Consider the following 20015-nt stretch of genomic DNA (forward strand, 5'->3'; position numbering starts at 1 on the left):
GGCAGGTATGATCGCAATCGAGGCACGGCATTTCGGAGACTGGTGGAAATCCATCGACCGGACGCTGCTCTTCGTGGTGTTCGCCCTGATCAGCGTCGGTCTGATCCTGTCGCTCGCGTCCAGCCCCGCTGCAACCGTCCGCGAGAACATCTCCGATCCCTTCCATTTTCTCTACCGGCACAGCTTTTTTGCCGCCATCAGCCTCATCGTTCTGCTTTTTGTGTCCTCGCTTGATCACCGCAATATCCGGCGGCTCTGTGCGCTGACGCTGCTGGGATCGCTCGCATTGGTCGTGGTGACTGTTCTCATGGGGCATGAAGTCGGCGGCGCTTCCCGATGGTTGCGCTTTGCCGGTTTCTCGCTTCAGCCCTCGGAATTCCTCAAACCCTCGCTGATCGTCATCGCGGCATGGCTGTTTTCCGAAGCCCGCAACGGGGCTCCCATACCGGGGCGGCTCATCGCCTTTGGCCTGTATCTCGCCAGCGTTGTGTTATTGATGATGCAGCCGGATTTTGGCCAGTCCATCCTGATCACCCTGTGTTTCGGCGGCGTTTTCTTTGTCGCGGGGCTCAACTGGCGATGGATGCTGGGCCTCGCCACGACGGCGACGGCCGGCGTGATCTCCGCCTGGATGTTCCTGCCTTATGTCGCGACGCGGGTGGAGCGCTTCCTCAATCCCGATTCCGGGGAACGCTATCAGACCGAAACCGCGATCGCGGCGATTTCCCGTGGCGGCCTGATGGGGGTTGGCCCGGGGGAGGGCATCATCAAACGCTCCCTGCCGGATTCCCATTCCGACTTCATTTTTTCCGTCGCAGCGGAAGAGTTCGGCCTGATGGCCTCGCTGGCCATTATCGGCCTGTTTTCGATCCTCGTGGCACGTGCCTGGATGAATGCGCTCAAGCTGACCGATCATTTTGCGCAACTGGCCGTCACCGGGCTGGCGCTTCAGTTCGGTCTTCAGGCGGTCATCAATATCGGCGTCAATCTCGATCTGATCCCGCCCAAGGGCATGACGCTGCCCTTCATTTCCTATGGCGGCTCATCCATGCTGGCACTGGCGCTGGGGGCCGGGCTGATGCTGGCATTGACCCGGCGGCGTCCGGGCGCGTATCTGCGCGCATGACGACACCCAAACGCGCATTGATCGCGGCAGGCGGCACCGGCGGGCATATCTTCCCGGCGCGCGCCGCTGCGCAAGAGCTGATCTCGCGCGGCTGGCAGGTCCGGCTGGTGACCGACGCGCGGGGCATGAAGCATACGGACGGCTTTCCCGCTGTTTCGGTGGACCAGATCCGTGCCGCAAGCCCGGTCACCAGAAACCCGGTCAAACTGGTCCGGGCCTGGATGGAATTGCTGTCTGGTCTGGCAAGCTGCCGAAGGATTATCAAAAACTGGAAGCCCGATGTCGTTGCGGGATTTGGCGGTTATCCTGCCTTTCCGGCACTGATGGCAGCGCGGCAGAAAAAACTGCCTTTTGCCATTCATGAGCAGAACGCGGTACTGGGCCGGGTCAATCGGGTTTTTGCCCGGGATGCCGGCTTTATCGCTTCCGGATTTGAGCGCCTCGATCGCGCGCCGAAAAAGGCGCGCCGGCTGATTACCGGAAATCCGGTCCGTGCAGAATTTGTCGCGGCCCGCGAAAAGTCCTTTCCTGACCAGACGGGCCCGCTCCGCATTTTCGTGCTCGGGGGCAGTCTCGGCGCGCGTATCCTGTCGGAAACAGTGCCGGCGGCCCTTGCAGAACTCCCGGAATGGCTGAAATCCCGCCTTGAAGTCGCCCAACAGACCCGGGAAGACTCGCTGGTCATGGCTCAGGACATTTATCAACAGGCGGGAATATCCGCGGAATGCGCGCCCTTCTTCAATGACGTGGCCGAACGGCTGGCTGCCGCACATATCGTGATCGCACGGGCCGGCGCGTCGAGCGTATCGGAGATTGCCTGTGTCGGCCGTCCGGCGATTTTCGTTCCGCTGGCCATCGCCGCCGATGACCATCAGACCGCCAATGCCGAGGGGCTGGTTGATGCGGGCGCGGCGGATTCCATCCCCGAACACCAGTTTTCGGCTGAGGCGCTGGCAGCCCTTCTGGAAGTGCGTCTAGCCAATCATGCCGAGTTGGCCGGCCGTGCCGCAAAGGCGCGATCACTGGGACGGCCCGACGCCGGTTCGCTTTTTGCAGATGCGCTGATCTCGCTTGAACAAGGACACTGACCGAATGCCCCATAGAAGCCTGCCCGTCCGCGTTGGCCCCATCCATTTTGTCGGCATTGGCGGCATTGGCATGAGCGGCATCGCGGAAGTGATGCTCAATCTCGGCTATACGGTTCAGGGTTCCGACATCAAGGAAAACCCGAATGTCGCACGCCTGCGCGAAAAGGGCGCGGAAATCCATATCGGCCATGCGGCCGAGAATGTGCAAGGCGCCGGCGCCCTGGTGGTGTCCACTGCGATCAAACCCGGAAATCCCGAACTGGTCGCGGCGCGCGAAAAGAAGATTCCGGTCGTCCGGCGCGCCGAAATGCTCGCCGAACTGATGCGGCTGAAATACTCGGTGGCCGTGGCGGGAACCCATGGAAAAACCACCACGACCTCGCTGGTTTCGGCGCTGATGGACGCCGCCGGGCTGGACCCGACCGTTATCAATGGCGGTATCATCTCGGCCTACGGCTCGAACGCCAAGATGGGCGAGGGCGACTGGATGGCGGTCGAGGCCGATGAGAGCGACGGATCCTTCCTGAAGCTGAGGGCCACAATCGGTATCGTCACCAATATCGATCCCGAGCATATGGAGCATTATGGCGATATCGACACGCTGCGCTTTGCCTTCCGGCAATTCGTCGAGGGTTTGCCTTTCTACGGTTTTGCGGTGCTCTGCACCGACCATCCGGAAGTTCAGAGCCTGGCCTCCAAAGTCACCGACCGGCGCGTCATCACCTATGGCTTCAATCCTCAGGCCGATGTGCGGGCGGAAAACCTGGAAATGACGCCGGACGGATCGCGTTTTGATGTCGTCTTCCGCGACAATGGGCATTCCGAACGCTGGGACGGCGTTTTCCTTCCGATGATGGGTGAGCACAATGTCCTCAACACGCTGTCGGCCATTGCTGTGGCGCGCGAGCTCGGGGCCAGTGAGGACGCGGCGAAATCCGCGCTGCGGGGCTTTGGCGGCGTCAAGCGGCGCTTTACCAAAACTGGCAGCTGGAAGGGGGCCGATATCATTGATGATTATGGCCACCACCCGGTCGAGATCGCAGCTGTTCTGAAAGCGGCGCGGCAGGCCAGCAAGGGCAAGGTCATCGCCGTTGCCCAGCCGCATCGCTACACCCGCCTGCACGACCTGTTCGAGGATTTCTGCACCTGCTTCAACGATGCCGACACTGTCTTCATCGCACCGGTCTACGAGGCCGGCGAAACCCCGATCGAAGGGGCCGATTCTGCGCATCTGGTTGAAGGCCTGCGGGCGCATGGCCATCGCGATGCCCACACCACTACGCGCGAGACCGTCGCCAGGGCGGTTGCCAAACGCGCGGGCGCCGGAGACATCATCATATGTCTCGGGGCTGGCGACATTACCGCCTGGGCTTATGCCCTGCCAGATGAGCTGGAGAATCTGGGGTGAGCCTGATGCCGCCGTCCCGATTTCTCCCCCTGCTTGCGGGGGGAGTGTCCCGGAGGGACGAGGGGGGGATTTCCCCCTCCGTCAGCTTCGCTGCCACCTCCCCCGTGAACGGGGGAGGAGAAAGGTGCCTCCGTTGACCCTGCTAGCCTCACTTCCCCCCGTTCGCGGCAAGTATCTGGAGAACGCACCGCTCGGCGATATGACCTGGCTGCGCGTCGGCGGTCCGGCGGAAGTACTTTTCCTGCCGGCCGACGAGGCCGATCTTGCGCGCTTTCTCGCGGAAACCCCGGACGGGATTCCGGTTCACATTCTCGGCGCAGGATCGAATACGCTGGTGCGCGATGGCGGCGTTCCCGGAGTGGTCATTCGTCTGACCGCGCCCTTCGGCAAGGCTGAGGCGATTGGTGACAACCGCCTGAAAGCGGGGGCGGCGGCGCTGGACAAGAAAGTGGCGCAAACCGCTGCGAAGGCCGGCATTGCAGGGCTTGAATTCTTCACCGGCGTACCCGGTGCGATCGGTGGGGCCATTCGCATGAATGCGGGCTGCTATGGCACCGAAACCAAAGATGTTCTGGTTGAGGCCGTTGCCCTCGACCGTTCGGGCCGCCGTATGATCATAAAGCCGGACGAGCTGGGTTATGCCTACCGCCATTCCGATGCGCCCGGGGACTGGATCTTTGTCGAGGCGACATTTGAAGGAACATCTGACGACCCGGCCGCCATCCAGCAGCGTATGGACGACATCACCGCCCGCCGCGAGGCGACCCAGCCGATCCGGGAAAAGACCTCCGGTTCGACCTTCAAGAATCCGGACCCGCCGGGCACGCCGGATCAACGCAAGGCGTGGAAGCTGATCGACCAGACCGGCTGGCGTGGCAAGCGCATTGGCGGTGCGCGTTTTTCCGAACAGCACGCCAACTTTCTGATCAATGACGGCACCGCCACCGCCGCGGATCTCGAAGCCGTGGGCGAGGGCGCGCGCGCCGACATCAAGTCTGCCACCGGCATCGACCTTCACTGGGAAGTGCGCCGGGTTGGCGTGGAGAAAGCGAAATGACCAAACGCATCGCCGTCCTGCTTGGCGGCATGTCCGCTGAACGTCCGGTCTCGCTGGTCTCCGGCAAGGCATGTGCCGAGGCGTTGCGCCGCAAGGGCTGGGATGTGGTCGAGATCGACCCGACACGTGAACTGGCCCGGCAGCTTGCAGAAGCCGCGCCCGATGTCGTGTTCAATGCCCTGCACGGCGAGTGGGGCGAGGATGGCAAGGTGCAGGGCATTCTCGAACATTATGGCGCTCCCTATACGCATTCCGGTGTGCTCGCCTCGGCTCTCGCCATGGACAAGCAGCGGGCAAAGGCGGTGCTGGAAGTGTTCGGCGCAAAATGCCCGGAAGGAAAACTGGTGGATCGCTTCGAGGCCGCCAGGGAACACGCCATGGCGCCGCCCTATGTTGCCAAGCCGAATGCGCAAGGCTCCTCGGTCGGCGTCTTCATCGTCCCGGAAGGCAGCAACCGGCCACCGGCGGAACTGGCGGATCCGGACTGGGAGCTCGGCAGTGAAATCCTGATCGAGAAATTCATCCCGGGCCGTGAACTCACCGTCGCCGTCCTGGGTGACAGAGCGCTGGCGGTCACCGAGATCATTCCGAAAACCCGTTTCTATGACTATGAAGCCAAATACGCGGCCGGCGGTTCGCTGCACGAGATTCCGGCAAGGATTCCAATGGCCGTCGAGGAGGAGGCCAAACGCCTCGCTCTCATCGCGCACCAGGCCATGGGTTGCCGCGGCCTGACCCGGTCGGATTTCCGCTATGATGAATCAGCGTCCGACCCGCTATGGTTACTCGAAATTAACACCCAACCGGGCATGACTCCGACTTCCCTCGCCCCCGAACAGGCGGCGTGGAGCGGGATCGGTTTTGACGATCTCGTTCAGTGGATGGCGGAGGATGCGTCATGTCCAAGGTGACACGCGCTTCGGCCCGGCGAAAACCGGCCCGGCGCAAATCACCCCGGAAGCAAACCGCCGCAGCGTCCGCGCCGCGGCGTTTTCGTAACTGGGTGGAAGCCCGGCTTCGCGGTGCGCGTTACAGCGCCGCCAATGCCGCACGCCTGGCTGCCGGTTTCGCCGCGCTTCTGATCTTCCTCATTCTCGGCGGCTTTTTCATTTTTGGCGGACTGGACGATCTGGGCGCATCGGCGCACCGAATGGCGGCGAACCGGACCGCCGCCATGGGGCTGGCCATTGACCGCATAGAGGTCTCCGGTGTCGAGCCCGAGCTGGCTGCAGAAGTTGCGGCCGCGATTTCAGTATTCCGCGGCCAGCCCATGCTGGATTTTGATCCCGGAGTGGCCCGGGCTGAAGTCGAGGCGCTGGCCTGGGTGCGGGAGGCCAGTATTGTACGCCTCTGGCCGGACCGGATTGCGATCGTGATCGAGCCACGCGCCGAGTTCGCGCTGTGGCAGATCGAGGGCGATATCCATGTCATTGATCAGGATGGCGCCGTTCTGGGCGAAGCCGATGCCAATGACTGGCCGGATCTTCCGATGGTTGTAGGTTTTGGTGCCAATGAAGAAGCCGGCTCCCTGATTGATATGCTCGAACACTATTCCGAGATCGAAAGCCGCGTTTCCGCAATGGTGCGCGTCGGGGACCGGCGCTGGAATCTGCGCCTGATCAACGGGCTGGATATCAAGCTGCCGGAGAATGAAGTGGGCGCAGCGCTCGCCTTGCTTTCGGCCATGCATTCCGAACGCGGCGTGTTGCGCCTCGATGCCGAGAGCATTGATTTGCGCCAGCCCGGAGAGATGATCGTCCGCGCCCGGCCGGAACGGGCCCGCGCCGCCGGTATGGAGGAGCGCGAAGCGTGAGCCTGCTCCCCTTCTTCTCCAATGAAAAACCCAAGTCTGCCGGCCAGGCCAAGCCGGGAATCTGTGCCGCGCTGGATCTCGGATCCTCGAAAACCGTGTGTTTCATTTCACGGACCGAGCAAACCGCAGAAGGTCCGCGGCCGCGCATCATCGGTGTCGGGCATCAATCCTCCCGCGGCATGCGGGGAGGTGTGATTTCCGACCTCGAACAGGCCCGCGCCAATATCCGGGAGACCGTCCAGCGCGCCGAACGTATGGCCGGTGTCGCCGTCAGCCAGGTCAGTGTGGCCCTGACCGCCGCGCGCGCCAGAGGCGAGGGGATCACACTTGAATCCGCCATCGCGCGCGGTGAGATCACCGAGCGCGACATGCGGCGATTGCAGGATGCCGCCATTGCCGAATTCCAGCGGCCGGACGAGGTGATCCTCCATGCCATCGCCGTTTCCTGGGTCGTCGACGGTCAGGATGAAGTCAGTGATCCGCGCGGAATGTATGGGCGTAATCTGGCTGTTAACATGCATATCGTGACCGCGCCGGTGGGGCCGTTGCGCAATCTGCTGGCCTGTATCGAGGGCTGTCATCTCGATCTGAAAGCCGTGATCGCGTCACCCTATGCGGCCGGGCTTGCGGCCCTGAGCGATGATGAAATCGAACTCGGCGCAACGCTGATCGACATGGGAGCAGAGACGACCTCTGCAGCCGTTTTTGCATCCGGCAGCCTCGCACGCCTTTGTGCCATTCCTGTCGGCGGGCGGCATGTGACCAGCGATCTGGCGCGTGGCCTGCAGACGCCGCTGTCCTCGGCGGAGCGTATCAAGATCCTCTACGGGTCGGCGCTGGAAAGCCCCAGCGATGACCGGCAAATGATCGAGGTGCCGCCGGTGACCGGTGATGGTGACCGCATGAATGCGGCCCCGCGCTCCATGCTCAATTCCATCATAAGGCCACGTCTCGACGAGACGTTCGAACTGCTTCGCGACAAGCTCAATGTGAATGGCCGTCTGGACCAGAACCATCGGATCATTCTGACCGGAGCGGCTGCGCAGCTGCCGGGCGCAAAGGAGATCGCGTCCCGTGTTTTCGGACACACTGCCCGCCTGTCCCAGCCGCACAGCGTGTCCGGGCTTGGCGATGCGGTCAGCGGTCCCGGCTTTTCGGTCGTTGCCGGCATCATTTTACGCGAGACGCGCGGCGCCGCAGAGGCCATTTCAGGCCCGCCCCGGCTGAATTCGGCCCGTACAAGGCGGGGTACACGGCCGGCCCAGTCGCAACGCAGCACGGTCTGGCGCTGGCTGGCTGAAAGTTTTTAGACGAAATCCACAAAGAATCCTGTGGATTTAACCCGCAATTAATGGCTGCAGGCAGACATTGATGGCGAATCCCGTGTTAACCTTGAGGCTTCGTATACGGAGCGGCCATGCCCCTGAATATTTCTGTTCCCGAGACTACAGAGCTTCGCCCCCGCATCCTTGTATTCGGAGTCGGTGGCGCTGGCGGAAACGCCGTCAACAACATGATCGAGTCCCAGTTGGAGGGCGTCGATTTTGCTGTTGCCAACACAGATGCGCAGGCGCTGACCCGGTCAAAGACCGAACGGCGGGTACAAATGGGCGCGGCGATCACCGAAGGGCTCGGTGCGGGCGCCCGGCCTGAAATCGGGGAACAGTCCGCCGAGGACTCCCTGGCGGAAATCATGGAACATCTCGCTGGCGCCCACATGGTGTTCATCACCGCCGGCATGGGCGGTGGCACCGGCACCGGCGCGGCACCGGTCATCGCCCGCGCGGCACGCGAACAGGGCATTCTGACCGTTGGCGTTGTGACCAAACCCTTCCAGTTTGAAGGCTCGCGCCGCATGCGGATCGCCGATGCCGGGATCGAGCAGCTGCAGGAGCATGTCGACACGCTGATCGTCATCCCGAACCAGAACCTGTTCCGCATTGCGACCGAGAAGACCACATTCGCCGAAGCTTTCCAGATGGCAGATGATGTGCTGCATTCCGGCGTCCGGGGCATCACCGATCTGATGGTCATGCCCGGCCTGATCAATCTTGATTTCGCCGATGTCCGCGCCGTGATGAACGAAATGGGCAAGGCCATGATGGGCACCGGCGAGGCCTCGGGCGAGAAACGCGCCACCGAAGCCGCGCATGCCGCCATTGCCAACCCGCTGCTGGATGATGTCTCGCTTGAAGGCGCGACCGGCGTCCTTATCAACATCACCGGCGGCTATGACATGACCCTTTATGAGGTCGATGAAGCCGCCAACGAGATCCGCAATCAGGTCGATCCGGATGCCAATATCATTGTCGGCTCGACTTTTGACGAGGCACTGGAAGGGACGATCCGTGTCTCTGTTGTCGCCACCGGGATTGATGCCGAGCGGCAAGTCGTTCAGGACCCGCGGCGGGCACAGTCACGCACATCCGCAACGGCCGCGGATCCACATGCCGGCATTCTGCCGTGGAAACGCGATGGCGTTGGCGAACGGCCCGGCAAAGCCGCAGCCGCAGCGTCGGCAGAGCGGCAGGGACCGCTGGTGCGCCGCCTTCACGAGGAAAAGGCGGAATACCGCCCCGCGCCGCAGGCTGAACGCCAGGAGCCGGAAATCGAACGTCACCCGGATCCGATAGCGGCTGAAATCGAGGCGGATCCCTATATGGATCAGGATATGCGTCCACAGGTCATCCGGGATCAGGAGCGCGTAGCCGCCGAGGCCGAACGCCTTCGTCCGGCCGCGGCCCCGTCATTTGACGGCCGCGCGCCTGAACGCGAGGAATCTGCCGAAGAGCCGGAAGAAGAGCGCAAGTCGGCCTTCTCCCTGTTCGGTCGCCGCAAGCGTCCGATGGCCCCGCTTCCGAAAACGCCACCGCGGCAGGCCGGACAACCGTCTGAACAACCGCGCGCCAGCCGTCCGGCAACAGGTGATCTCTTCGGTGAAGAGGGCGAGGATGCCGATCTGGAAATCCCCGCCTTTCTGCGCCGCCAGGCCAACTGACCGGACAGGCCGCAACGCGTAACAAACTGCAACAATGCTTTAATTGCGGCTTGGCATCCCTGTCTCTAGGACAACGCGTGAGGCAATCGGCGCTTAGGCGCATGGCCATTACTGGCCAGCCGGGCGTTGTAGAGGGTGTTGGGTGTGAGTTACCGGAAAACATTGGCAGCCGTATCGGTCTGTGCAGGCATTGGCCTGCATTCCGGCGAGCGCGTCCGCATGGTGTTGAAACCGGCAACGCCCGGGACCGGCATCCATTTTGTCCGCACCGATTTGACAGGCGATAACCGCATTGCAGCTCATGTCGACAATGTTGCGACCGTGCGCCTTGGCACGACGATTGCCAATGAGGCTGGGGCCAGCGTTGCAACGGTCGAGCACCTGATGTCGGCCCTCGCGGGGCTGGGTGTGAACGACGCGATTGTCGAGATTGACGGGCCGGAAACGCCGGCCATGGATGGATCGGCAGCACCTTTCGTCGAATTGATCCGGCAGGCGGGGCTGAAAGAAACCGCCGCACCGCTTCGTGTCATCCGCATTCTGAAGCCGGTCTCGATCGAGATGCAGGGCCGGACGGCCACCTTCCTTCCGTCAATCAAGCCGGCGATTGATGTCGAGATTTCCTTCCCGCATCCCACTGTCGGCCGCCAGCGCTATGCATTCGATATTTCCGACCGCATTTTTGCCGACGACGTAGCGGCGGCCCGGACATTCGGCTTCCGCAAGGACGTCGAGGCGATGCATGCTGCCGGACTGGCTCTGGGCGGTTCCATGGACAATGCTGTCGTGATTGATGATTCCGGAATCGCCAATCCGGAAGGCCTGCGTTTTGCGGATGAGTTCGCCCGTCACAAGGCACTTGATGCACTCGGGGATCTGTCTCTGGCCGGGGCACCGATTTTTGGCCGCTATTTTGCCCATCAGCCGGGTCATGCGCTGAATGTTGCCTCTGTGCGGGCGCTGCTCGCAGACAAGTCGGCATGGAAAATGGTCTCCTATGCGGATGCCGGCGCCCGCCAGGAAGCGGCATCGCTGGAAGGCTGAACCAGCGCTTTCAACGCCGGTTCGCTTGCGCTACAACACACACCGAATTGAGTGACCCTGCCGGGTCGGTTGACCCTTGCGCGGAGCAATTATGACCTTTCTGACGCGTTCCCTGATTGTGTTGATGGCAGCCGCAACTGTCACGGCTTGCCAGTCCCGCCGGATTTCCGAAACGACGGTTTATGTCGAACGCGAGGTCGAGGCGATCTATGCGGCCGGCGTTGAACAGCTGGATAATCGCCGCTGGTCGGACGCTGCGGACCAGTTCGATGAGGTCGAGCGCCAGCACCCCTATTCCGAGTGGGCCCGCCGGGCGATGCTGATGGCAGCCTATGCCAATTATCAGGCCGGGAATTATGATGAGGCCATTTCCGATGCGGAACGGTTCATTGCCCTGCATCCGGGTAATCGCAGCGCGCCCTATGCCTACTATCTGGTGGCGATCAGCCATTATGAGCAAATCATCGATGTCGGCCGCGATCAGCAAGCGACCGTCAATGCGCTGAACGCGCTTCAGCAGGTCGTCCGCCGTTATCCGGAATCGCGCTACGCGCAGGATGCCCGGCTGAAGATCGACATGACCCGCGATCACCTCGCAGGCAAGGAAATGTCGATTGGCCGCTGGTATCTGCGCCGGGGATTCTATCTTGCGGCGATCAACCGTTTCCGCAATGTGCTGGAGAATTTCGAAACCACCACGCATACGCCGGAAGCGCTTCACCGCATCGTCGAATCCTATGTCGCGCTCGGCGTTGACCAGGAAGCCACGCAGGTTGCCGCCGTGCTCGGGCATAATTTCCCGGGCAGTTCCTGGTATGAAGACACTTATCGTCTGCTGACCGAGGAAGGCATTGCAATTCCGAATCCGGATCTGCAACCGGAAAACCCGTCCTATTGGCAGCGGGCCATGGACCGGCTGTTCGGCTAGGGCGTTTGCCGGATGCTGACAGCTCTCTCGGTCAGAAATATCGTTCTCATTGATGCGCTGGACGCGGAGTTTGACGCAGGTCTTTGTGCCCTCACGGGCGAAACCGGTGCCGGAAAATCCATCCTGCTCGGCGCGCTCGGCCTTGCGGCCGGAGAACGGGCAGACCGCGCCCAGGTTGGCACCGGACATGAGGAAGGCAGCGCGACCGCGACATTCGATGTCCCGCCGGGGCATGCTCTGGCTGAGGTTCTGAAAGAGGCCGGCATTGACGCCGAGCCCGGAGAGGGACTGATCCTGCGGCGGCGGGTAACGGCCGACGGACGCAGCCAGGCCTGGATCAATGATCAGCCCGCCAGTGTCGGCCTTCTCCGCCGGATCGGCGAGACGCTGGTTGAAGTCCACGGCCAGCATGATGGCCGGGGGCTGCTGGACCCGAAAACCCATCGCGGCCTGCTCGACGAATTTGCACAGAACGGGAGCGCCCGCACAGCCGTTGCGGCGGCATGGCAGCAATTGAGCGAGGCGCGGGACCGTCTCCGGGAGCTGGAAGACAGCCGCAAGTCGGCTGCTGATCAGGAAGCCTTCCTGCGCCACGCTCTGGAGGAGCTTGACCGGCTGGAGCCGGCACGCGGCGAGGAAGCCGTGCTCGCGGAGGAACGCAAGTTTCTTCAGAATGCCGAACAGGCGCTTGGCGAGCTTGATGAAGCCCGCAATGCGCTGGAAGCCGATGGCGGGCTTTCTGCGCGTTTGAATGGGGCTTTGCGCGGCATGGAAAAAGTGCGTGCCGCCCTCGGCGAAGGCGATGCCGGCAGCGCCGGCGCAGCGCGCCTTGCCCTTGACCGGGCCACTGCGGCGCTTGACCGGGCACTGATCGAATTCAATGAGGCTGAAGATGCGTTGGCGGATGCCGCTGGGACATTCGAGATCGAGCCCGGCCGTCTGAATGAAGTCGAAGAACGTCTGTTCGGCTTGCGCGCTGCGGCCCGGAAACACGATGTACCGGTGGATGATTTGCCGGCCCTGCGCACGGAGCTCGCCGCCAGGCTGGACGCCATCGAGAATGCAGATGACCGCGTGAAGGAAGCGCAAAAAGCGCTCAAAGCCGCAGAGGCGAGCTATAACACGGCAGCGAGCCGCCTGACCACGTCCCGGGAAAATGCCGGGAAAGCCCTGGCCAAAGCCGTAATTGCAGAGCTGCCGCCGCTCAAACTGGACAAGGCGCAGTTCCGGGTCGCGATCGAGACGGATCCGGAGCGGTCCGGGCCAAACGGCCGGGACCGGGTCGCCTTCGAGGTCATGACCAATCCCGGCACGCCTTTCGGACCGCTGGACAAGATCGCCTCGGGCGGCGAGCTCGCGCGGTTTGCGCTGGCCATCAAGGTCAGCCTCTCCGGCGGTGAGGACGGCCTGACGCTCATCTTTGACGAGGTCGATCAGGGCGTTGGCGGCGCTGTCGCCGCCGCGGTCGGAAAGCGGCTCAAACGTCTCGCAGAAACCGGCCAGACCCTGGTCGTGACCCACTCCCCGCAGGTTGCCGCCATCGCCGATCATCACTGGAAGATTGAAAAAGCGGAGGACGGCAAGGGCCGGGTGCGCACGACCTTGCGTGCCCTGTCGGGGGAAGAGCGCCGTGAGGAAATCGCCCGTATGCTGTCGGGCGAGAATGTCACGGACGCGGCCCGGGCACAGGCGGATGAATTGATGGCCGGCTAGTTACCGTCCCAGTCATCCGCCAGAATTTCCGCATAGAGTTCGATTCCGTCCCACAGATTTCCGATCCGCAGATTTTCATTTGGCGCATGTTGCGAATTGTCGGGATTGACGATGGGAACGATGGCAAAGGGCGTTCCCGTCACATCCTGGATCGGGGCCAGGGGCAAGCTGCCGCCCAGCAGGGGCACGACGCGGACGGGACGGGCGCTCGCCGCGTCCACCAGACCGATCAGATGGCCAATCAGCGGATGGCCGGCATCTGTGCTGGCGGCGGAATAGCCCGCGCTTGACCAGCGGATTTGCGCGATCATCGGGTGTTCAAGCCGCTCCGCATCCGTCGGTTCCCGGTCCAGGATCATATAGCCCTGCGCTTCGATATGGCCCGTCACCTGTTCCCGTAATCGTTCCAGCGACATGCCGGGGACAATCCGGAATCCGATGGCCGCGCTGGCGCGTTCCGGCACGGCATTGCGTGTCCCCGGTCCGACGCTGCCGGCATCAAGCCCGAGAATGTTGAGGGCCGGCACCATGACCGCCTCCCCGTAGGGCGCATCCGGCCCCCATTCGGTGCGGGCGATGCCGGGTTCGGACAGCAGGCTGGCTTCATCAAAGGCACCCTCCTCGATATAGCGCCTCGCGGCGTCTGAAATGGGCAGCACATCGTCGTAGAATCCGTCGATCAGCACGCGCCCGGTGTCATCCCGCATCGAGGCTATAAGGCGGGCAAGCCGGGCGGCAGGATTGGGCGCCACATTGCCGTAATGGCCACTGTGCAGAACCCGCTCGGCCCCGTGAATCGTGATCTGCATGGACGTCACGCCGCGCACGCCCAGCATGACGCGGGGATCACCGCGCGTATCAATCGGACCGTCCGCAATCAGCCACAGATCGGCGTCCAGCAGATTGCGGTGGGCTTCCAACAATTCCCGCAAATGCGGAGACCCGGCTTCCTCCTCGCCTTCCAGGAAGAACCGCAGATTGACGTTCGGCCCGTGGCCGTTGGCGCGCAGCGCATCGATTGCCGTCAGGATGGCGATGAGGGGAGATTTGTCATCGCTTGCGGAACGCGCATAGATTCGCCAATCGGGATCAATGGCACCTGATAAGGGCGCCTCGACGGTTGCCGCGCCGTCTTCCAGCCGGCCCGCCCGGATAATCGGGTCATAGGGATCACTGGCCCAGTTTTCCGGCTCCACGGGTTGTCCGTCATAATGGATGTAGAGGAGAAGTGTGCGCGTTGCACCGGGAACGTCCATGGCGCCATAAACGGCGGGTGAGGCATCCCCGGCTTCAAGAATTTGCGCGTCTATGCCGCGTGCCTCCAGCAGCCCCACGATATGCCGGGCATTGACGAGGATGTCTTCACGATTGGCAGCGTCATTCGGCAAGCGCAAGAGATCCAGCGTCTCCTGCAGAATGGCGGCCTCATGGGCCTCGCGATAGGCACGCGCCGCCTCGGTGACGTCCGTCTGAGCCAGGGCGGTGCCGCCAATTGTCAGCCAGCCAAGGGCTGCAATCCATCGCTTCATGTCAATCTCCCCGATAATATGACTGCCTGCTTGCCCCGAGCCTAGCAGGACCGCAAACTTGGCCAAATGGATTCTTTGTGAGGTTTGTGAATGAGCGCGCTCAAGGATGTCGGTGATCTCACCACGGATGAGGCAGAGGCCGAGATTGCGCGCCTGTCGGCAGAGATCCGCAAGCATGACCGCGCCTATTATCAGGAGGATGCGCCGAGGATATCCGATGCCGCCTATGACGCCCTGCGCCAGAGGCTGGAAGCGATCGAGGCACGCTTTCCCTTGCTGGTGCGCCCGGACAGTCCGACCCGGCAGGTCGGGGCCGCCCCGTCCGGCAAATTCGGCGAAGTGCGTCATGCCCGCCCGATGTTGTCGCTCGGAAATGCATTCAATGACGATGATGTCACGGATTTTGCCGCGCGGGTCCGCCGGTTTCTGGGTCTGACAGAGACCGATGAAGTCAGATTTACCGCCGAGCCCAAGATTGATGGCCTGTCGGCCAGCCTGCGCTATGAAAAGGGTGAATTGGTGCTGGGCGCCACGCGCGGCGATGGCGAGACCGGCGAGAACATCACCGCCAATCTGAAGACTTTGAAGGATATTCCCCACCGGCTGGATGGCGACGTGCCGGACGTGCTGGAAGTGCGCGGCGAGGTCTATATGAGCCATGCCGAATTCGCTGCCCTGAATGAGCGTCAGCGCGAGACCGGCAAGCCGGAATACAAGAATCCGCGCAATGCGGCGGCGGGTTCGCTGCGCCAGATTGATCCGGCCATCACCGCTTCACGGTCGCTGAAATTCTTCGCCTATGCCTGGGGCGAAGTCAGCGCGCCGCTGGCGGACACCCAGTTTGACGCCGTGCAAAGGCTCAGGCAGCTTGGCTTTACCGTCAATCCGGAAATGATCGTCACCGGCGAGGTGGCGGAATTACTGGCCGCCTATCGCGATATCGAACAGCGCCGGGCGACGCTTGATTATGATATTGACGGGGTGGTCTACAAGGTTGACCGGCTGGACTATCAGGAGCGCCTGGGTCAGGTCGCCCGTGCGCCGCGCTGGGCGATTGCGCACAAATTCCCCGCCGAACGCGCCACGACCCTCCTGAACAACATAGAGATCCAGGTCGGCCGTACCGGTGCGCTGACCCCGGTCGCCAAGCTGGAGCCGGTCACGGTCGGCGGCGTTGTGGTCTCCAATGCCACCCTGCACAATGAGGACGAGATCGCGCGAAAGGACATCCGCATCGGCGACACGGTCGTGATCCAGCGGGCTGGCGATGTCATTCCGCAGATCGTGGAGGTGATACTGGATTTGCGGCCGGAAGGGGCGCCGGTTTTCGAACCGCTGGAAACCTGCCCCTGTCCGCTGCAGACGCCGACGGCGCGCGAATTCAACGAACGCACCGGCAAGATGGATGCTGTGCGCCGATGTACGGGCGAGCTCGCCTGCCCCTTCCAGAAGAAGGAACACCTGAAGCATTTTTCATCCCGCAAGGCGTTCGACATTGAAGGTCTGGGTGAAAAGCAGATCGAGGCGTTCTTCGAGGAAGGTCTGATCCGGGAACCGGCGGATATTTTTACCTTGGCGAAGCGCAATGAGTCCGGTGAGGTCCAGCCACCCTTGCAGGAACGCGACGGCTGGGGAGAGACCTCTGTCCGCAACCTGTTCAATGCGATTGAGGATCGCCGCAGCATCGGCCTGGCCCGCCTGCTCAATGCGCTCGGCATCCGGCATGTGGGTGAGGGGACAGCGCGCCTGCTCGCCCGCGCCTATACCAGCTGGGAAGCGTTCAAGACCGCGGCCATGGCGGCTTCCGAAGACGGCGAAGCCCGCGAGGGCCTGCTTGGAATTGACGGCGTTGGCGAGACTGCGACTGATGCCATCGGCCGCTATTTCTCCGAGCCGCACAATCTCGAGCTGGTGCAGCGCCTGGAAGACCAGATCACGATCGAGGATGCAGAAGCCGTCGCAGCCGATAGCCCGGTGGCAGGTAAGACCGTCGTTTTTACCGGCACGCTGGAACGCGTCACGCGCGATGAAGCGAAAGCCAAAGCCCAGTCCCTCGGTGCCAAAGTCTCCGGCTCGGTCTCGGCCAAGACCGACATCCTCGTCGCCGGTCCGGGCGCGGGCTCGAAGCTGAAAAAGGCCACGGAGCTCGGCGTCCAGACCCTCACCGAAGATGAGTGGTTCGACCTGATCGGGGGTTAATCCCCGACCCGCCGGTAAATTCCGTCAATGCGCATGTCCTCGCCCTCGAACAGGGTGAGATAGGCGCTCATGGCGCTTTCCAGCGTGCCGAGATCGTCCACCTTGCACAGGCCTTCCTCGTCCGGCGTCACGCCGATCTCTTCGCGGACGGCGGCTTCGAGCTCCGAGCAATCGGGAATGTGATAGGCGATCACCCCACCCTCATAGACCCAGAGCAGGCCGTAGGAATAGGCTTCCGGGCCATCGCGGGCGGGCACCTGCGCCAGCCAGACATTCGCCCCCATGGATCGGAAGCGCGCATTATTGTGCGGGAAATTGTCGGCACGGGAATAATAGCGCATGCGCCGCCCGCGCCGGATTTCGCCTTCCCAGGTGGCACCGGCCCACTCCACGCCGTTTTCCGGATCGACCGGGGCATGGACGAAATAGCCGGCCTCCAGCGGCTCCCCCGCCAGACGCTGGGAGATCAGTTCCTCATCGGAATAGAAACACCCCGCCGTCACCAGCGCCAGCGCGATAACGGCGACAATGCGCATCAGGGCGTGGCACCGGACAGCGGCTCGCAGGCGCGGATCAGCCAGATGGCGGCATCGCCATCCAGCAGCGGCAGGATCCGTTCCCGCACGCCGGCATGATAGGTGTCCACCCACGCCATTTCCTGCGGTGTCAGAAAATGCGTGTCGATCAGCGCCTTGTGCAGCGGTGCCCAGGTCAGGTTTTCAAAGCCCATCATGTCGATCTCGCCGCCCTCAATGGGTTGCGGATCGGTGACATAGATCAGGTTTTCAATCCGGATGCCGTATTCGCCTTCCTTGTAATAGCCCGGCTCATTGGAGCAGATCATGCCCGGTTGCAGGGGTTCGTCAGAGCCCGCCTTGGCAATGCGTTGCGGGCCTTCATGCACGCCGAGGAAGCTGCCAACGCCATGACCGGTGCCATGGCCATAATCCAGTCCCGCCATGTAAAGCGGCAGGCGGGCGAGAATATCCAGCTGTCCGCCCGTTGTGCCTTTGGGAAAGCGCACCATGGCCAGCCCGATATGCCCTTTGAGCACCTGCGTGAAGCGCGTGCGCATTTCCGCGGTCGGTTCGCCGATCGGCACGGTCCGGGTGACGTCCGTGGTGCCGTCCGGATACTGCCCGCCTGAATCCACCAGATAGAGCGAGCCCGGCGACAGCATCAGATTGGAAGCTTCCGACACACGGTAATGCGGCAAAGCGCCATTCGCACCATAGCCGGAAATCGTGTCGAAGGAGAGATCGCGCAACTCGGTCAGCTCGCCGCGCAGGCTGGCGAGTTTCTGCGCCGCGGTAATCTCGTCGACACCGCCCGATTGCGCCACGGTATCCAGCCAGTGCAGGAAGCGCGAAAGAGCCGCGCCGTCGCGCACATGGGCGGCGGCCGCCCCCTTGAGCTCGGTTTCGTTCTTCATCGCCTTGGGCAGCGCCACGGGGTCGCGGCGGCGCACAGGCGTGGCACCGGCTGCGCTCAGCGTATCGAACACCCAGGCCGAGCTCGACGCCGGATCGACACTGACCTTCTTGCCGGCGAGTTCTTTCAGCCCGGCCTCGAATTCGCTTTCCGGGCGCAGGGACACTTCATTTCCAAGATGGGAACGGACGTCGTCCGTCACCTTTTCCGGCTCCACAAAGAACGTCGCTGTGCCGTCCTTATGGATGATGGCTGCGCCCAGCGGCAGGGGCGAGCGCATCACATCGCCGCCCCGCAGATTGAACAGCCAGGCAATCGAGGCCGGTGCCGTGATCGCGGCAGCTTCCGCGCCATCTTCGGCAATCGCCTCGCCGATACGCGTGCGTTTGTCGGCATGATCTTCGCCGGTAAATTCGGTGGGGTGAGCGACCAGTTTCGCCATCGGCGCGGCCGGACGGTCCTCCCAGGCCGCATCAATCGGATTGGTCTCGACGGCGACCAGTTCGGCGCCGGCCTTGCGGGCGGCGGCCATCAGGCGGTCCAGCGCATCCGGGCTGTGCAGTTTCGCATCATAGCCGATCTTCGATCCCGACGGCGCATTCTTTGCCAGCCAGTTGGCCACGCCGCCACCGGTCAGATCTTCCAGGCTGAACAGGTCCTGATCCACCTGTTCGCGCGATTGCACCGTATAGCGGCCATCGACGAAGACGGCGGCTTTATCGGCCAGCACGACCGCTGCTCCGGCCGAGCCGGTAAACCCGGTCGCCCAGGCCAGACGCTCGGCACAATCGGGCAGGTATTCGTTATTATACTCGTCTTCGTGCGGGATGATGAACCCGTCGAGCGCGGCCTCGGCCAGTTGCGAACGGAGTAGCGGCAGGTGGTCCCGGCCCAGTTGCGGGCCGCCCTTCACCTCGAAAGATTGAGCGCGATAATGTGTCATGGCGCGGAAACTACGCCGCGCGCGGCGCGCTTTCAATGACAGTCATCTTCTATGCAAAACTTAATGGCAGGTCTGAATTTTTTGCACTTCTCAGACGGGCCGGGCGGGCGCATGTGCAGCGCAACAAAGGAGCCCACCCATGTCTTCCACGAACTGGCTTGTTGCCCTCAATGGCGGTGACGCCTTCACCCATCATCTCGACCGCACCCGCGCCCGCACCGGCATCCGCCGCCGCGCCGCGACGACGGATGTGAATGCTTTCCTCGAAGCGTCCGGCATCAAGGGCCGCAAGCGCTAGCCGCAACAGGCAGCTGAAGGCTTGGGATTTTCCTCCAGCCGTGCACGCTCGGGGGCCGTATCGTCGCCATAATTCGTGGTCTGACCGGTCGTATGGAAGGTTTCCCAGGCGACACCGTCCGGATCACGAATCCACGCCTTTTTTGAGTCGGCATAGCAGCAATTGACCGCTTCCTGATCGAAGATCGGGCGGTCGGCCTTGACCAGCCGCTCGCGAATGGCGGCCAGTTCAGCCTCGTCATTGGCCTGGATGCCGACATGGTCGATGCCCGCGACCTCGCCCTTGGTCGAGACAGAGAAATTGATGAATGGATCGTCCAGCATCCATTTCGCATAATCATCCTTGCGGACGGTCGGCTGGGTTGCGAACAACTCATTGTAGAACCGGATGGATTTATCCAGGTCCTTGACGGTCATATTGACGTGAAAGCGTTTCATACC

The 20015-nt window shown here is 62.6% G+C and carries 17 protein-coding genes; 13 read left to right on the forward strand and 4 right to left on the reverse strand.

Going from position 1 to position 20015, the window contains the following annotated elements:
• The first annotated feature begins 7 nt into the window (after positions 1-7).
• The 11 genes from ftsW to recN all read left to right on the forward strand — a co-directional run bounded on the left by ftsW (position 8) and on the right by recN (position 13175).
• Positions 8-1126, forward strand: coding sequence for a putative lipid II flippase FtsW (gene ftsW / locus DBR16_RS03400; RefSeq protein WP_109259810.1), 1119 nt, complete (start codon positions 8-10; stop codon positions 1124-1126).
• Positions 1123-2214: an undecaprenyldiphospho-muramoylpentapeptide beta-N-acetylglucosaminyltransferase gene (murG, locus tag DBR16_RS03405; protein ID WP_109259811.1), complete on the forward strand. Its 1092-nt coding sequence runs from the start codon at positions 1123-1125 to the stop codon at positions 2212-2214. The genes ftsW and murG overlap by 4 nt, the downstream gene beginning before the upstream one ends.
• Positions 2215-2218: 4 nt before the next feature.
• Positions 2219-3622 (forward strand): UDP-N-acetylmuramate--L-alanine ligase, encoded by a 1404-nt coding sequence (murC, locus tag DBR16_RS03410; protein WP_109259812.1) that lies wholly within the window; start codon positions 2219-2221, stop codon positions 3620-3622.
• Positions 3623-3755: 133 nt separating this feature from the next.
• A complete protein-coding gene (gene murB / locus DBR16_RS03415) occupies positions 3756-4679 on the forward strand; it encodes a UDP-N-acetylmuramate dehydrogenase (RefSeq protein WP_407657701.1) in 924 nt (307 codons plus the stop codon).
• Positions 4676-5590 (forward strand): D-alanine--D-alanine ligase, encoded by a 915-nt coding sequence (locus DBR16_RS03420; protein WP_109259814.1) that lies wholly within the window; start codon positions 4676-4678, stop codon positions 5588-5590. The genes murB and DBR16_RS03420 overlap by 4 nt, the downstream gene beginning before the upstream one ends.
• Positions 5578-6492 (forward strand): cell division protein FtsQ/DivIB, encoded by a 915-nt coding sequence (locus tag DBR16_RS03425; RefSeq protein ID WP_109259815.1) that lies wholly within the window; start codon positions 5578-5580, stop codon positions 6490-6492. Before DBR16_RS03420 ends, DBR16_RS03425 begins: the two co-directional genes overlap by 13 nt.
• A complete protein-coding gene (gene ftsA / locus DBR16_RS03430) occupies positions 6489-7802 on the forward strand; it encodes a cell division protein FtsA (RefSeq protein WP_233347552.1) in 1314 nt (437 codons plus the stop codon). Before DBR16_RS03425 ends, ftsA begins: the two co-directional genes overlap by 4 nt.
• 107 nt (positions 7803-7909) lie before the next feature.
• Positions 7910-9490, forward strand: coding sequence for a cell division protein FtsZ (gene ftsZ, locus DBR16_RS03435; protein WP_109259816.1), 1581 nt, complete (start codon positions 7910-7912; stop codon positions 9488-9490).
• A gap of 144 nt (positions 9491-9634) precedes the next feature.
• Positions 9635-10534 (forward strand): UDP-3-O-acyl-N-acetylglucosamine deacetylase, encoded by a 900-nt coding sequence (lpxC, locus tag DBR16_RS03440; protein ID WP_109260037.1) that lies wholly within the window; start codon positions 9635-9637, stop codon positions 10532-10534.
• 91 nt (positions 10535-10625) lie between these two features.
• Positions 10626-11462 (forward strand): outer membrane protein assembly factor BamD, encoded by an 837-nt coding sequence (locus tag DBR16_RS03445; RefSeq protein WP_109259817.1) that lies wholly within the window; start codon positions 10626-10628, stop codon positions 11460-11462.
• A 12-nt stretch (positions 11463-11474) separates the two neighbouring features.
• Positions 11475-13175: a DNA repair protein RecN gene (gene recN / locus DBR16_RS03450; RefSeq protein WP_109259818.1), complete on the forward strand. Its 1701-nt coding sequence runs from the start codon at positions 11475-11477 to the stop codon at positions 13173-13175.
• Here recN and DBR16_RS03455 read toward each other — a convergent pair.
• Positions 13172-14704, reverse strand: coding sequence for a M20/M25/M40 family metallo-hydrolase (locus DBR16_RS03455; RefSeq protein ID WP_161539394.1), 1533 nt, complete (start codon positions 14702-14704; stop codon positions 13172-13174). The genes recN and DBR16_RS03455 overlap by 4 nt on opposite strands.
• Before the next feature lie 90 nt (positions 14705-14794).
• On the opposite strand from DBR16_RS03455, the gene ligA reads away from it, so the two are divergent.
• Positions 14795-16903 (forward strand): NAD-dependent DNA ligase LigA, encoded by a 2109-nt coding sequence (ligA, locus tag DBR16_RS03460; protein ID WP_109259819.1) that lies wholly within the window; start codon positions 14795-14797, stop codon positions 16901-16903.
• On the opposite strand, the gene DBR16_RS03465 is transcribed toward ligA, so the two are convergent.
• Positions 16900-17439 (reverse strand): hypothetical protein, encoded by a 540-nt coding sequence (locus DBR16_RS03465; RefSeq protein ID WP_109259820.1) that lies wholly within the window; start codon positions 17437-17439, stop codon positions 16900-16902. The two genes, ligA and DBR16_RS03465, sit on opposite strands and share 4 nt — an antisense overlap.
• Positions 17439-19277, reverse strand: coding sequence for an aminopeptidase P family protein (locus tag DBR16_RS03470; protein WP_109259821.1), 1839 nt, complete (start codon positions 19275-19277; stop codon positions 17439-17441). The genes DBR16_RS03465 and DBR16_RS03470 overlap by 1 nt, the downstream gene beginning before the upstream one ends.
• A 139-nt stretch (positions 19278-19416) precedes the next feature.
• On the opposite strand from DBR16_RS03470, the gene DBR16_RS13960 reads away from it, so the two are divergent.
• Positions 19417-19575, forward strand: coding sequence for a hypothetical protein (locus tag DBR16_RS13960; protein ID WP_161539395.1), 159 nt, complete (start codon positions 19417-19419; stop codon positions 19573-19575).
• On the opposite strand, the gene DBR16_RS03475 is transcribed toward DBR16_RS13960, so the two are convergent.
• The gene (locus DBR16_RS03475; protein WP_109259822.1) at positions 19572-20012 is read right to left on the reverse strand and encodes an ArsI/CadI family heavy metal resistance metalloenzyme; all 441 of its coding nucleotides are present in this window, start codon (positions 20010-20012) and stop codon (positions 19572-19574) included. The two genes, DBR16_RS13960 and DBR16_RS03475, sit on opposite strands and share 4 nt — an antisense overlap.
• Positions 20013-20015 lie beyond the last annotated feature (3 nt).

Source organism: Hyphobacterium indicum (genome assembly GCF_003129605.1).
Lineage (GTDB): Bacteria > Pseudomonadota > Alphaproteobacteria > Caulobacterales > Maricaulaceae > Hyphobacterium > Hyphobacterium indicum.

Excerpts from the sequence above, each read along its gene's own strand:
- ftsW (WP_109259810.1), top strand. The coding sequence starts at position 8 with ATGATCGCAATCGAGGCACGGCATTTCGGAGACTGGTGGAAATCCATC.
- murG (WP_109259811.1), top strand. The coding sequence starts at position 1,123 with ATGACGACACCCAAACGCGCATTGATCGCGGCAGGCGGCACCGGCGGG.
- murC (WP_109259812.1), top strand. The coding sequence starts at position 2,219 with ATGCCCCATAGAAGCCTGCCCGTCCGCGTTGGCCCCATCCATTTTGTC.
- DBR16_RS03420 (WP_109259814.1), top strand. The coding sequence starts at position 4,676 with ATGACCAAACGCATCGCCGTCCTGCTTGGCGGCATGTCCGCTGAACGT.
- DBR16_RS03425 (WP_109259815.1), top strand. The coding sequence starts at position 5,578 with ATGTCCAAGGTGACACGCGCTTCGGCCCGGCGAAAACCGGCCCGGCGC.
- ftsZ (WP_109259816.1), top strand. The coding sequence starts at position 7,910 with ATGCCCCTGAATATTTCTGTTCCCGAGACTACAGAGCTTCGCCCCCGC.
- DBR16_RS03445 (WP_109259817.1), top strand. The coding sequence starts at position 10,626 with ATGACCTTTCTGACGCGTTCCCTGATTGTGTTGATGGCAGCCGCAACT.
- recN (WP_109259818.1), top strand. The coding sequence starts at position 11,475 with ATGCTGACAGCTCTCTCGGTCAGAAATATCGTTCTCATTGATGCGCTG.
- DBR16_RS03455 (WP_161539394.1), bottom strand. The coding sequence starts at position 14,704 with ATGAAGCGATGGATTGCAGCCCTTGGCTGGCTGACAATTGGCGGCACC.
- ligA (WP_109259819.1), top strand. The coding sequence starts at position 14,795 with ATGAGCGCGCTCAAGGATGTCGGTGATCTCACCACGGATGAGGCAGAG.
- DBR16_RS03465 (WP_109259820.1), bottom strand. The coding sequence starts at position 17,439 with ATGCGCATTGTCGCCGTTATCGCGCTGGCGCTGGTGACGGCGGGGTGT.
- DBR16_RS03470 (WP_109259821.1), bottom strand. The coding sequence starts at position 19,277 with ATGACACATTATCGCGCTCAATCTTTCGAGGTGAAGGGCGGCCCGCAA.
- DBR16_RS13960 (WP_161539395.1), top strand. The coding sequence starts at position 19,417 with ATGTCTTCCACGAACTGGCTTGTTGCCCTCAATGGCGGTGACGCCTTC.
- DBR16_RS03475 (WP_109259822.1), bottom strand. The coding sequence starts at position 20,012 with ATGAAACGCTTTCACGTCAATATGACCGTCAAGGACCTGGATAAATCC.